At 37.0% G+C, this 11,940-nt stretch carries 16 protein-coding genes and 1 pseudogene; 3 read left to right on the top strand and 14 right to left on the bottom strand.

The features are described from left to right. Positions 1-21 precede the first annotated feature (21 nt). The 11 genes and pseudogenes from RFX69_RS01545 to RFX69_RS01495 all read right to left on the bottom strand — a co-directional run. A pseudogene (locus tag RFX69_RS01545) lies at positions 22-660 on the bottom strand (Arm DNA-binding domain-containing protein); the annotation flags it as partial. Between the two features lie 88 nt (positions 661-748). Next, the gene (locus tag RFX69_RS01540) at positions 749-952 is read right to left on the bottom strand and encodes a hypothetical protein (protein WP_004738309.1); all 204 of its coding nucleotides are present in this window, start codon (positions 950-952) and stop codon (positions 749-751) included. 20 nt (positions 953-972) lie between these two features. Then, positions 973-1,326: a single-stranded DNA-binding protein gene (ssb, locus tag RFX69_RS01535; RefSeq protein ID WP_004738307.1), complete on the bottom strand. Its 354-nt coding sequence runs from the start codon at positions 1,324-1,326 to the stop codon at positions 973-975. Next, complete coding sequence (locus RFX69_RS01530) at positions 1,314-1,631, bottom strand: hypothetical protein (RefSeq protein WP_004738305.1); 318 nt, start codon at positions 1,629-1,631, stop codon at positions 1,314-1,316. Before RFX69_RS01530 ends, ssb begins: the two co-directional genes overlap by 13 nt. Beyond that, complete coding sequence (locus RFX69_RS01525; RefSeq protein WP_004738303.1) at positions 1,624-1,977, bottom strand: hypothetical protein; 354 nt, start codon at positions 1,975-1,977, stop codon at positions 1,624-1,626. The genes RFX69_RS01530 and RFX69_RS01525 overlap by 8 nt, the downstream gene beginning before the upstream one ends. 3 nt (positions 1,978-1,980) lie before the next feature. Beyond that, a complete protein-coding gene (locus tag RFX69_RS01520; RefSeq protein ID WP_004738302.1) occupies positions 1,981-2,499 on the bottom strand; it encodes a hypothetical protein in 519 nt (172 codons plus the stop codon). A gap of 67 nt (positions 2,500-2,566) precedes the next feature. After that, positions 2,567-3,169: a hypothetical protein gene (locus RFX69_RS01515; protein WP_004738299.1), complete on the bottom strand. Its 603-nt coding sequence runs from the start codon at positions 3,167-3,169 to the stop codon at positions 2,567-2,569. 16 nt (positions 3,170-3,185) lie between these two features. After that, positions 3,186-5,912: a toprim domain-containing protein gene (locus tag RFX69_RS01510; RefSeq protein WP_004738296.1), complete on the bottom strand. Its 2,727-nt coding sequence runs from the start codon at positions 5,910-5,912 to the stop codon at positions 3,186-3,188. A gap of 9 nt (positions 5,913-5,921) precedes the next feature. Beyond that, entirely contained in the window at positions 5,922-6,092 is a 171-nt protein-coding gene (locus RFX69_RS01505) for a hypothetical protein (protein WP_004738295.1), read from the bottom strand. A 14-nt stretch (positions 6,093-6,106) separates the two neighbouring features. Further along, a complete protein-coding gene (locus RFX69_RS01500; protein WP_004738293.1) occupies positions 6,107-6,346 on the bottom strand; it encodes a hypothetical protein in 240 nt (79 codons plus the stop codon). Between the two features lie 2 nt (positions 6,347-6,348). Then, entirely contained in the window at positions 6,349-6,549 is a 201-nt protein-coding gene (locus RFX69_RS01495; RefSeq protein ID WP_004738291.1) for a hypothetical protein, read from the bottom strand. Between the two features lie 83 nt (positions 6,550-6,632). On the opposite strand from RFX69_RS01495, the gene RFX69_RS01490 reads away from it, so the two are divergent. Beyond that, positions 6,633-6,983 carry a hypothetical protein gene (locus tag RFX69_RS01490; protein ID WP_004738288.1) on the top strand — a complete coding sequence of 117 codons (351 nt, stop codon included), beginning with the start codon at positions 6,633-6,635 and terminating at the stop codon, positions 6,981-6,983. Here RFX69_RS01490 and RFX69_RS01485 read toward each other — a convergent pair. Then, positions 6,980-7,558: a hypothetical protein gene (locus RFX69_RS01485; protein WP_004738286.1), complete on the bottom strand. Its 579-nt coding sequence runs from the start codon at positions 7,556-7,558 to the stop codon at positions 6,980-6,982. The genes RFX69_RS01490 and RFX69_RS01485 overlap by 4 nt on opposite strands. Next, entirely contained in the window at positions 7,555-7,878 is a 324-nt protein-coding gene (locus RFX69_RS01480) for a hypothetical protein (RefSeq protein ID WP_004738284.1), read from the bottom strand. The genes RFX69_RS01485 and RFX69_RS01480 overlap by 4 nt, the downstream gene beginning before the upstream one ends. 415 nt (positions 7,879-8,293) lie before the next feature. Between RFX69_RS01480 and RFX69_RS01475 the strand changes: the two genes are divergently transcribed. Then, entirely contained in the window at positions 8,294-9,301 is a 1,008-nt protein-coding gene (locus RFX69_RS01475) for a WYL domain-containing protein (RefSeq protein WP_004738282.1), read from the top strand. Positions 9,302-9,332: 31 nt separating this feature from the next. Further along, on the top strand, positions 9,333-10,142 hold the full coding sequence (locus RFX69_RS01470; RefSeq protein WP_004738281.1) for a trypsin-like peptidase domain-containing protein: 810 nt from the start codon (positions 9,333-9,335) through the stop codon (positions 10,140-10,142). 332 nt (positions 10,143-10,474) lie between these two features. On the opposite strand, the gene RFX69_RS01465 is transcribed toward RFX69_RS01470, so the two are convergent. Further along, on the bottom strand, positions 10,475-11,707 hold the full coding sequence (locus tag RFX69_RS01465) for an acyltransferase (RefSeq protein ID WP_004738280.1): 1,233 nt from the start codon (positions 11,705-11,707) through the stop codon (positions 10,475-10,477). Positions 11,708-11,940 lie beyond the last annotated feature (233 nt).

Here is an 11,940-nt window from a genome sequence, read left to right as displayed (position 1 = left end):
CCATTATTTTGGCTAGGATCATTGTTCAGACATTGAAAGCCCTGTCCAGAATAAGCAAGGTAATAAGTTTTGAATATCGAGATCCGTTTCAGTGTTTAAGATCATTGCAATTTCAACTTTGCTGAAGGGATCCGGCTCTGGAGTATCGACCTGATGAATTACGATATTCTCAAAAGGGTTATAGGGCATTTGCCTTTCATCACGCCAGATGGCATGGATCTGAGAAAACCGGGTGACAATTTCGCGGACAGTCTTGTTATTTAAATTCTCTTTTAACACCTCAATCCATTTCTTCAGCATGTTTGTATTGATGTCTTTAGGGTTTGTCTGGCCCCATTTAGGAAGGATATGGTTATAAACATGGCCTTTGTATGAATCGTATGTGCTTGGGGCAACCTCCTTGATTGTTTGGGTCAAATAAAGGTGAGCGTAATAACTGATTTGGTTCTTTTTTAAGTGTTTAGAATTTGGGAAATGCTTAGCTAGATTAAACTGGCCAAGTTGAATTTCCAATTTAATATAATTGGCGAGCGTCTCCGCCTTAACCTGATTTTCAGGGGTAAATTCCCAATCTAATGTCTCTTTTATGACTGGTTCTGCTGGTTCCGGACGCATCCAAATCCTTAATGATTTTCCGCGTATTTCGAGTCCCGCTGACATGTTTTTTCCTACAAATTTGGTACTTTTACTGAATTTTGAACGTAAAAAAGCACCTTAGCGAGGTGCGCTAAAGGTGCTTTAAAGGTCCTTATTTCTTAGGCTTTTTCACTAATTCCAATGGAATTCGACCATTTCGAAGCAAGACATCAATTTTTGTCTTTACTCCGTGGTAATCCCTAGTTAAAACTTCCGCAATAAAATGAACAGGTCTTTTGTCTTCTAGCATCGTGATTAAAACGTTTACTTCGCATTCCCACCAATGGCCATAAGTCAGGTTTTTATTTCTATTCATATTAAATCTCTCATTAAAAATTAATAAGGGTTTGCTTGCGGAAGGCTATCTAAAGACTGAAAGGTGTTTGCCCTTACTTCGGTTATATAACCTTGCTGACCTCTTTGGTCGGTAACTTGTCTTGTTCGTAAAGAACCCTCTACATAAACTTTTGAACCTTTTTTTAAGATTTGAGTGGCAACCTCACCTAATCGACCGTATGCAATAATTCGATGCCATTCCGTATTCTCAATCCATTCACCTGTGTTTTTATCTTGATACTTTTCTGAAGTAGCAATCGAAAACTGAACGTAAGTATTACCGTTCGGGTAATGTTTGGTTATTGGATTTGCACCTAAACTTCCCACAAGAATGACTTTATTTATCCCGCGCATATACCCACTCCTTTAGTTATTGGGCAACGGCAACTACGAACCAGCAAATAAGCAATCGGACTTGGTGCAGCTAAAGGCATAATTTCATGACGGTGAAAAATATAGGTTCTTACATGGGCTTTTACTGTGATTTCATCCCCATCAATCTTGGTTATTTCACCTGTATATTGTTTCTGAGTGACAAAGATTTTACTTTGATACCTGTTTTCCCTTTTTTGAACTCTGAATTTAACTTTATCGCCAACTTTATAAGCGTCAAAATCAGGGAGTAACAGACCACCACATTCACAATAGTATTCATGCATTGTCGGTCTCCCCTTTATCTTGTGATTGATCTTCTAAAAAATGTTTTGGATCAATATCGATTTCCTGATCTAAATCCTCATCCCAAATAAACAGGTCTCCTTTACAGCATGGGGATACATACATCATTTGACCGTTTTCGGTGGTTTCACCTGTTTGGTTATTGATAATCCTTTGATAAATTGAGTTGAAATGTAACGGTTTGATTGGTTTACCTGAACCACACGTCGCACAATTCCAACTTTGATTTGCGGTAAGCTCTGGTAATGTGTATAGAGGTCGCTCTGCAACTGCTGAAGGTAATTTACGGTCGTAAATATCGTCATAATCTTCAAATTCATCAAACATGACTTACCCCTCCAAACCTTGTTCAATGCGCGCTTTTTTTTCTTCTTCAGCATGCAATTTTTCGGCAAGCTTGATTGCTTGTTCTGCTGCATCTTTCATGCTTTTGGCAAAAATCCATTGGCAACGGTATGACCGACCAAGTGAATTAGATTGGTAAGCACCATCCGCACTAAAACGGAAATTAAACGGAATAGCTATTTCAAGATTTATTAAAAACTCAAAATCAGAATGATCTGCGACCAAATTACTTGCATGATCTATGGCCCACTCTCGACTCAAATTGCGTAAAACATTATTAATAAACCCTTCTAATTGCGGGTGTTGTTCTTTTAGATCCTCCCCATTTTGGCTTTCTAAATCCCATAGAAATTCTTCAAAGTCTTCACTGACATCTAAATCAACATTTAACGTTGGAACATGTAAGATTTTGCGAAATACAACGTTGTTATTAAACATTTCTTCTGATAGCTGTGAAGGAAACTTGTTGTTTGACATATTTTGTGCGTTAGAATCGCTTTGCATGACTTCTCTCCGGTTGTTATGTGCCACATACAGGAGTGGCCGCTCCTGTATGTGTGCTTCTAAAAAATTAAGATTTACGAACGTGTACTTTTGCGTTTGGGAATATTTCAGCTAACGTTTCAGCTAACATGCCAGCGATTTTTTCCGAGTTAAAAGGTGTTTCCCCTTTATCGTTATCAGCTCGTTTGTTGAGTTCTTTCAATTTCTCTGGATCGACTGCTGTAAGGCCCAAAGCATTGTTTAACTCATCCTGATAAGCCCATTCTTTAATCATGTACGGACGAGCGTCTCCACCCGGTGTATGAAAGTGACCACAGTCTTTCTTGTAAACTGCTGGAGCCAAGAACTGGCCAGTTACCATGTGCAAAACAAGTTCACGACCTGATTCAGGGATTACATCCATACCTTTAAAAATTGTGATTGTTTGGGTTTCTTCTTTACGATTTTTGGCATCTATCTTGTCAACTTGGAATGAAAAATAGTTGTGAGAGCTTTCAATTAAAACTGTTTTAAATAATTCCTTTAAGCTGTTATCAGGAAAAAAAATCGCTGCTAATTTCAGTTCACTTCTTTCTGATTGGAAAGATGAAGGGCATTTAGGGAGCGTCTCTCCTATATTAAGTTTCCAAGTTTTGAAACCGTGAGTTTCTTTAATAGTTAATTGATACATGACTTCTCTCCTATTGTTAGTCATTGGTGTTGGTTTCAGATGGAACCTCAAACAACCAGCAGCGAACGGACTTCCCGTTCTGGATCTTGCTGGCCACCATCTTGTTTGAATCTAAAAATTTGTACCGTATGCTTTGACGCAGCGCGTCCTGAAGCTCCCGAACTTCGGGTAAGGTGAATCGTAAATTTGCAGCGACGTTGTAGAGGTGGGCAAAGTTGATTGCGATATATTTATGACGTTTGCTGTGATGGTTGAGTACAGTGTCTTCTGTGAATGATTTTTGAGCCTCAATTTGCTCGTATGTATCCCAAAAGTTCTGAACAATTGCACTGTCTTGTTGGAGAGCCTTATCACGAAGGATGGCCATCTCACCTAATTCATTAATTACTTGGCGTTGTGTCTCTTCATCTATTTGAATAACGTGCTCGGCCATACTTTTGAATAAAGCCATGAATTGAGCGTGGTTATGAATGATTCGAGAGTTTTCAATTGTGTATGAACTGCGGATCATGTCGTCGTATTCTTCCTGCAGCTGCTCATACGTTTCTAATATCTTTTCTTCTTTTTCAAGACAGCTCAGAATGAAATAACTGACATCTTCAATTTTGTATTTCTGAAGGCGTTTACTGGCTGCAAGTGACTGCTGTGTGAGGTGCTTTTTCTCAAACCCAATGTGTAGAAAACGCCCCTTAATTGCTTCAGAACCATTGATTTCGGCATTTTGGCTTACAATCAAAGACCCCATGAAAGGTGGGTCATATGTTTCATTTCCACCTGTTTTCATGCCTCGTGCACCGAGCGAACCGCCATCATACAAAGTCTTGAGCATGTCCCAATTGAACTGGCGTGTATAAGGTTGATTCTCTCCAGAGCGATCAGATTCAATCAAAAGCACTGGTAAATTTGATACTTGTCGGAATGTTCTGATTAAGCCCGATTCGGATGTTTTGTTCGGATCAAGACCTTCATAATCCCCGTTATTATCTTGACGGCCTAAAAGCTTCCACATGAAATTGAGCATAGTGGATTTACCTGTACCCGCATGGCCAACAATCTCAAGAAAAGGAAAAGACTTATGTTTTTTTCTAATTTGCTGAACAAACAAACTTCCAAAAAATGCCGTTAAAGTGATAAGACCACGAACGTCATACGCTTGGATCAGATCGTCGATCCATTCCTTTTTATATTCGCCTTGTTCCTTATTAATTTTTAAATTGAACGGTACGTTTGCTTTTAAATTGATTTGACGTGGCAATGCGAAATAATCGTCAGCATTAATGTGATAGGTCTTTCCATGTTGAACCGCAATATCACCTAATACATAGGTTTCAAGCTCATGGTGATAACCGATGTAATTAATAAGCTGAACCCGGCGAATGTTCTCAATCGTATTACGTAAAACACGGTCAAGCTGTGCACCATTCCCGGTATAGATCACACCCGGAGCAACTGCTAAAAGTCGTTTCTTAAATTCAGATGCTGCAGAGAGCTGGCCACCTGTAAATGTGTTTTTTACCGGGTGAGCATTCTTTGGAAAGTCGATGCGGAAATAGTATTTTGCATCATCAATTTCCGCTGAATATTGGTAATAGAGCGCTGTAGGCTTACAGTTCGCAATTTCAGTGACCGAACAGCAACTCCGAATAGCTTGATCAATTAATTTTTCGTCAAATTCGTCTTTTTCTTTTTGTAACCAGTCTTCATTGTCATCTTCGTGCATACCCGATTCGCGGAGCTTAGCTGTATATTCATCCGCATTCATCTTGAACCAGTACAAACGGTTGTGGAAGTCAAACGGGAAGCTATTAGATTTAGTTCGTTTGAACATTAGAATGGCTTTATCTACAGGGCGCTCCGCTGTATGAAGATCACCGTAATAACGATAGTTTTTAAGATCTGCTTCAGTTAATCGTTCTTGTTTATATAGATCATTCCAATCTGTTTTATTCCAGCCTGAAGGCGGTAGTGCAGCTGCACAATCCCAGCCATCAGCTTTGGCACGTTCAATGTTTTTATCAATGCCATCACGACCAGCTTGATCGGCATCAAATGCCCATACAATCTTTGGGCGTGGTTTATCTTCTTTCTTACATTGCTCTGCAATTCTATTCAGCAATATAGATGGATAGTTATTACAGGTTAAAGCGGAGAAGGTAGTTACACCGGAAAGCCACAGTGCAATCGAGTCAAAAATCCCTTCAGTAATCCATATTTCTTGTGCATTAATCAGGTCGGTTTCAGGGGGTGCCCAACCATGACCTTGCATTTTGAAATTCTTAGGATTTGGGGTTTTTGGTAATTTACCTTTGTCATCGAGACAACGCTCCCAATAACCAACGTTGTTAGGATCGTCAATGATTGGGAAGCGTATTGTGACAGAGCCTAAATCTGTACCCCAAAGCTTGTAATATTCTTGCGTGTAATGGCCACGCAATTTGTCGACCGGAAAACCACGACCTTCAACCAGATACGCATCTACGGTTGCGGTCGGGTTTTTCTCAGATGGGGCAAAGCGTTTTTCCCAATTTTCGAAAAGATCAGGATAGAGATCACGTAAGTAAACAACATGGGCACATTTACTGCGTCGGTTACATTGAAGGGTCCACGGTGCCTCAGCATAAGCATAAAGCTCTTTATACTTACAGTTCGGACAAATACCTTGAGTTAAATATTCCCCTCTCTTTTTAAAGTGAAATTCATTTTCAAGTCTGCGGACTGCTTCTCTTTGCGTCTCTGGATACATCATAAACTCTTAGGATTTTCTTGGTTGTACAACATGTTCTGCAATTTGCTGCAGTTGGGTTTTAATGCCTTGCTGAATCACAAATTGAATCGCTTCCTCAATGGTCGCCAAGTTATGTAACTGGCGAACCTCTTCGAAAACTTTTTCTTCTTGCTCGGTAAGTTGCATTTCGTGTCTCATGACAGCTTCCCCTTTTAGCCCCTCTGGAGGTGCTCTAGAGCGCCTGTATTCATGGCACGATCTAAGATAGATTGCTCCGTATCCATGATGAGACGAATGGCATGACGTAGAGCAAACTCGCGGATGATGATGGCAATTGGTGTACCGGTTATTTGTGACATCGCATCAAAAAGCATTTTTTCTGATTCGTTTAGGTTCACGTTTCGACGATTGTCACGAGGCTGTTTACTTTGGTAACTAACAAATTGAGACATGATTACTGCTCCTTTTGTTGTTCTAACTGTAAACCTGCTTCGTAGCGGTTCATAGCTAATAGACCTTGGCTGATACAGCGTTCATTGGCTGTGTCTTCTAGCTCCTTTTTTTGTTCTTCTGTGAGGTAGATCGTGAAAGGTTTTCTTTCAGCAGTGATTCGTTTCTGTCTTTGTCGTGGATATGGTGTTGTTTGTGTGTTCATGATGTATCCTAAGGTTCTAATAATGTGCTTACAATAAAGATAACACATTGTTTGCACCGTTTTAAGTATAAAAGGTTCAATATATGTCCGTTGATGTCGTAACAAAGGAAATGACCGAACGCTTCCAAAGAGAAGTACGCCGATGCAGTTATCCAGCTAAGCGGTTGTCACGTGAGATTGGTGCTCACGAAAATACAATAGGAAACTATCTTCGTGACCATGTCCCATATCAATGGGTTTATTTACAGCAAATGCATAAAAAGGGTCTGGATATTCATTACATTTTGCTTGGTGCAGACCCTGATCATCAGGGTCTGACATTAGAAGAGTCAGTTATGCTCAAAGCCTATCGACAATTACCTGAACATGCTCAACGCAGTTTAATGTCTTTGATCGAAGGTTATGCAACTGATCTTCAGCAACTGCAGAGTTAATCGTCCAGAAGCCCATTATCAGGGTCGAGAAGTTGCTGGGCCTCCGACAACTTCTCCTCTACCATTAAAAGAACGTTAGCAAAGTCATTTGTGTTAAAAGTAACTTCTGGGTCTTGATGTCTTGCTTCTAGCGAACTTCTTAAAATACGAACCATACCTAACACTTGATCAAATGACATTACTGCTTTGTCTACTGAATTTTTCATCGTTTTAAAGTTCCAACTATCCATAACATTCAATTGAAATTGCCAAACGACAGTTGGTTGATTATTCCAAAGCGGACTATTTATCGTGGTTTCCCCCCGGAAAACAGGATAAATCAAACTATTCAGAGCCTTTCTCAAATCTGCCATGTCGATTGGCTTTAACGATGTTAATTCAGCTAAATCATTGACTTGTTCAGGATTTATACTTAAAAAGCCAAAAAGTTCCGGTGTATGGTTAAAATCTAGCTCTTGTTTACTTGCCGCATCCAAAATTGTCATGAAATAAGCAAGTATAGGCATATGTTCCGGGTTAGAAACTACGACTCGTGGAGTTAGCGGAATATAAGAAAAAATACTATTGTGATTCATTGATATGCCCCTACAAGTAAATAAACAGATGTTAAAAACAGTAAGAGCAAAAATGCGATCACACCAGGATGCATATAGAGCTTAACTCCTCCTTGAAATTCTTCATTTTGTTGGAACTCAGGCACTAATGTGCCAGTTTGGCCAGCAAAATCTGGTGAGAGCAAACGCTGCAGACAAACTTGATACATACGCTCCTGAACTGAATAGTCCAGTACGTTTTGTAGAACTGCTGAAGGATGAACAGGTCCGACGAGAGCCGGGAACGGATGGATATTATTATTTGGTAGACGTATAGCTACGCCATGATTTTGGTAAGTCATGATGTTATCTCGTAGGTTAGGTTTTTAACCTACCGCCATTCCTTCCACAGAATGGTGGTAGACCGAACAGGGGTGGAAGTACCGTCCTACAAGACACGGCCAGCACAAGGCTGCCCTGCCCGATCTACCATAACAAGTATAGCCGATCAGACTTTTTAGACAAAAAAAAGGACGCTTAAGCGACCAATATTTCTGCGCTTGTAGGATGATTAAACAGACTTCCACATCTGCCACCGATTTTGCGGTGTAACACATTTAACAATGTGTTAAATCACTATAGTAAAGATAACAATGTGTTGTCAATACATTGTTAAAAAATTAATTTTGATAAACATAACACTGTGTTAACAGAATATAATCAATTAGTAACTTTATTAAATTTATATTTTTTAAATAAAAAAGTGTGAATCCTATTATGCAATTATGGTTTGTGTACTTTACTTTTGGTATGTATTTCATTGCAGTGTGGAGTATTATTCCTTATCTGATTAAACCTAAATGGTTTGGCTTTACTAGGGGGAATACACTACCAACTCGTTTGAAGATCCTGCAGCTTTGGCTTGGCTATCAAGCAATTCTTATTATTATTTTCTGTATAGCCCTACCTAAGCAACCTAACAATGATTTTAGTTTATGGGGGCTATTAATCGGACTTATAATACAGCTCATCATCTGTATTCAAGCAGGTAAAGCCGCTACTTCTCGTTATACCCTCTTAAAACCGACAAATATTCTACTTACAGAACAATTTATTAAACCCGAAAATAAAATCGAATTTTCTGAGCTTAACGTTCAACATTCTAAAGAAATTAATAAACCAATTAGTTTACGAATCAAAAGTGAAACTCTATTTACCCCCTATATTCCCCCAAGATCATTATGGATAGACTTGAAAAATGGGATACAAAAGACAAATATTCATTTGAATGAAAATCTAAAAAACAACAAATCGATATTTAAAGAAAACTGGACCAAATACAAAAATGACTTAAAAGAAGAATGGAAAAAAACTAAAGCTAAAATGGAGGAACACTCTAAGGCTATTGTAGAAAAAAATAAAGTTGCTAAAGAAATGGCTGCTTTAGAAAAGATGAGTAATCAGCCGCATCATTTAAATCAATTTCACCATTTAGGCTATGAAGACGATAAGCATTTTTCTTATGGCTATACCCCAACTTTTAGCATTCAATATGAGTCTGCTAATGGCGAAATATCATCACGTAATATTGATCCCTTAGATTTTGAAAAGAAAAAATATGATGGAGAATATTACTACTATGTAAATGCGTTCTGCTTCTCTGCTGAAGATGAAAGAACATTTAGGGTTGATCGTATTTTACAATTAATGGATCTAAATACGGGGAGAATGTATTTTACAGAGAAAGATATTAGAAATGTACTTCGAAAAAAATGTAACTCATAAAGTTAAAATTAACAATTAACGGAAATACTATATGACCAGACAATATCTTGCAGATAAACTTTATTATTCAACAGTGCAAATTATTGGTAATAATAAAACAGGAACAGCTTTTTTTTACATCCATGACTTTGGAGGTATGGCGAAAATATTTCTAGTTACTAATCGACATGTAATTACTGATAATAACAATGGTGCAGTTCTATTTCACGCTTCACGCTCTCCATACCCTACAAAGGAATTAGATGTAGGCAATTGCGTAACATGGAGATTAAATTCACATGAATGGGAAAACAAATGGAAATTTCATCCTGATAGTAATATTGATATTGCAATCCTTGACTTTACCGAAGTTGAAGCGATATTAGATAGTAAAAAAGAATATATTTACTATAACTATATTAGTAATAACACTCTTATCAGTGAAGAAGACCTCCCAGATATTTCTGGCATCGAAAATGTTGTTTTTGTGGGATATCCAAAAGGTCTCATTGATAGTGCCAACCTACTACCAATAGCTCGACATGGATTTACAGCAACACCAATTAAAAATGATTTTAATAAAGAGAAAAAATTCTTAATTGATGCATCAGTTTTTCCCGGTTCTAGTGGTAGTCCAGTTTGCATCCTTAATGAAGGAACTCCATTCATTGACCGTAACAATACTTTAAGAATTGATGCAACTAGATTTATATTTTTAGGTGTTTTATCTAGCGTCCATGTCGATCTGAATCCTGATGAGAGCACTAAGGAACATTTAGATCTAGGGGTTGTAACAAAAGGGATCACAGTTACCGAGACTATTAATCACCATTTTACAATTAGGACACAAACAGGAGCTTAAGATAAGAAACTACTTCTGAGCAGATAATTTCTGCTCTCTTTTTGAATTAAAACCAGTTCCTACGCCTGCCAGCGATTTTGCTGTGTAACACATTTAGCAATGTGCTAAATCAATATAATAAAGATAACAATGTGTTGACAACACATTGTTAGATATATTTTTCTGTTATAAATTTGGTCTTTAACTATTAATAATTTATTTTTAGGACAATATTAGTGACAGAACTATTTAAACTTATTGTAGAAAATAAAATTCTTGGGCAACCATATATTTATATACTTATTGGCATTTTACTTCTTATCTACCTTATTAATTACATTAAAAAAACCGCTTTATGCGGTTTTTTTATTTGGTTGATCTAATCTTCCACGACCAGAACTTTTTAATGGCTTTCGTAAAAAAGGGAACTCAATAAACTTATAAGTAAATAAAGATACAATCGACACTAATAATGCTGCAGGAAAGAAGAATAAATAATATTTTTCCAATGAAATTGTTTTCAAGTCCACAATATTAATTACGGTAAAAAGTATGTACAACACAAGCCCATGTACTAGATAAATACTATAACTTATTTCTCCAAGTACCTTTAAACCCTTATGATTTAAGACTCCAAAGCTATATCCACAAACAATGAATGAGAAAATAACAGCCAAACTTAGCATCTGTGGCCACGAATAAGCTTCCGTCAAGAACAATGCTATGATGCTTAAAGTGCATACTACAATATGGGTAATAGCGGGTTTAGTCTGCATAAATTGTTTAAATCTATCCTTATACAGTACTGCTGGAATCGAAAGAAAAAACAATGCATATACGTGATGAGACTTATGTTTAAAGACATATATAATGAAAGCAATGAATAAAATGCTAGATAGCCATTTTGGAATCTTTTGTTGCCAGATCGCAAAAATTAGGGGTAAAGCGAAATAAAACTTCCATTCATATATTAATGTCCAATGAACACCAGCAATGACTCGCCCACTTTCAAAGTTTTGAAAACTTCCACCTTTAAAAAAAATCCAGTCACTCACCCACTTCAGGAATTCTGTGAAATTTGATGCTGTAATCTGTACATTGAGTAATGTAATTGCCAAAATAAATAGAAAAACAAATAGATATAAAGGAACGATTCGTTTGATACGTGAAATGTAGAGTTGTTTCCATGACACTTTGTCTTTTCTGATTTTTGAGATAAACAGATATCCAGTAATCAAGAAAAATAAAGAAACTGCTACTGCACCAAAATTATCAATCACAATGCTTTCAGGCTTTTCCCAGTCCCCTGCAGTTTTCCATATATAAGTGATATAAAAATGGTGTGCCATCACTGATAAAGCCAATATGCCACGTAAACCATCAACTGTAGAAGTTCTATTAGAATCTGAATCCGGTAAAATACTTACTTTAGTAAAAATGAATGCCAATGAAGTTACAGTAAGACATAATAAAGCAAGCAGCAACATTGCTTCATTTTGAAAAATTATCATAAATATATATTTGCATTCCAAAAATGCCAAGTATTCTAATTTTTGTTGTGTTAAATTTCTATGGCTTTGTTGCATAAATATGTAAGCATTTGATTTAAATAGATTTAATTTTGGATCAAAAAATAATCAAAACTTTTAAAATCATATAGTTATGAAATCTTTGTGCAACAAAGCCAATTTCTATACAAAAGTTTATATGCATAAAAAAAGCCGCTTAAGCGGCTTTTTTTATGCATATAAACTTTCTCGATAAAATTGGTCAAAGTCGGGATATATTGTACGAACTGTAAAAATAATTTTTCTTAAGT

Origin of the sequence: Acinetobacter sp. 148 (assembly GCF_031196675.1) — a bacterium.
GTDB lineage: Bacteria > Pseudomonadota > Gammaproteobacteria > Pseudomonadales > Moraxellaceae > Acinetobacter > Acinetobacter baumannii.
The sequence above is the reverse complement of the archived record's forward strand: the minus strand, read 5'-3'. Positions and strand labels throughout refer to the sequence as shown.

What these genes read in the sequence shown, in the direction of transcription:
- RFX69_RS01520 (WP_004738302.1), bottom strand. Translation starts at nt 2,499, where the DNA reads ATGCAAAGCGATTCTAACGCACAAAATATGTCAAACAACAAGTTTCCT.
- RFX69_RS01480 (WP_004738284.1), bottom strand. Translation starts at nt 7,878, where the DNA reads ATGACTTACCAAAATCATGGCGTAGCTATACGTCTACCAAATAATAAT.
- RFX69_RS01475 (WP_004738282.1), top strand. Translation starts at nt 8,294, where the DNA reads ATGCAATTATGGTTTGTGTACTTTACTTTTGGTATGTATTTCATTGCA.
- RFX69_RS01510 (WP_004738296.1), bottom strand. Translation starts at nt 5,912, where the DNA reads ATGTATCCAGAGACGCAAAGAGAAGCAGTCCGCAGACTTGAAAATGAA.
- RFX69_RS01495 (WP_004738291.1), bottom strand. Translation starts at nt 6,549, where the DNA reads ATGAACACACAAACAACACCATATCCACGACAAAGACAGAAACGAATC.
- RFX69_RS01465 (WP_004738280.1), bottom strand. Translation starts at nt 11,707, where the DNA reads ATGCAACAAAGCCATAGAAATTTAACACAACAAAAATTAGAATACTTG.
- RFX69_RS01515 (WP_004738299.1), bottom strand. Translation starts at nt 3,169, where the DNA reads ATGTATCAATTAACTATTAAAGAAACTCACGGTTTCAAAACTTGGAAA.
- RFX69_RS01505 (WP_004738295.1), bottom strand. Translation starts at nt 6,092, where the DNA reads ATGAGACACGAAATGCAACTTACCGAGCAAGAAGAAAAAGTTTTCGAA.
- RFX69_RS01500 (WP_004738293.1), bottom strand. Translation starts at nt 6,346, where the DNA reads ATGTCTCAATTTGTTAGTTACCAAAGTAAACAGCCTCGTGACAATCGT.
- RFX69_RS01540 (WP_004738309.1), bottom strand. Translation starts at nt 952, where the DNA reads ATGAATAGAAATAAAAACCTGACTTATGGCCATTGGTGGGAATGCGAA.
- RFX69_RS01470 (WP_004738281.1), top strand. Translation starts at nt 9,333, where the DNA reads ATGACCAGACAATATCTTGCAGATAAACTTTATTATTCAACAGTGCAA.
- RFX69_RS01485 (WP_004738286.1), bottom strand. Translation starts at nt 7,558, where the DNA reads ATGAATCACAATAGTATTTTTTCTTATATTCCGCTAACTCCACGAGTC.
- RFX69_RS01525 (WP_004738303.1), bottom strand. Translation starts at nt 1,977, where the DNA reads ATGTTTGATGAATTTGAAGATTATGACGATATTTACGACCGTAAATTA.
- RFX69_RS01530 (WP_004738305.1), bottom strand. Translation starts at nt 1,631, where the DNA reads ATGCATGAATACTATTGTGAATGTGGTGGTCTGTTACTCCCTGATTTT.
- ssb (WP_004738307.1), bottom strand. Translation starts at nt 1,326, where the DNA reads ATGCGCGGGATAAATAAAGTCATTCTTGTGGGAAGTTTAGGTGCAAAT.
- RFX69_RS01490 (WP_004738288.1), top strand. Translation starts at nt 6,633, where the DNA reads ATGTCCGTTGATGTCGTAACAAAGGAAATGACCGAACGCTTCCAAAGA.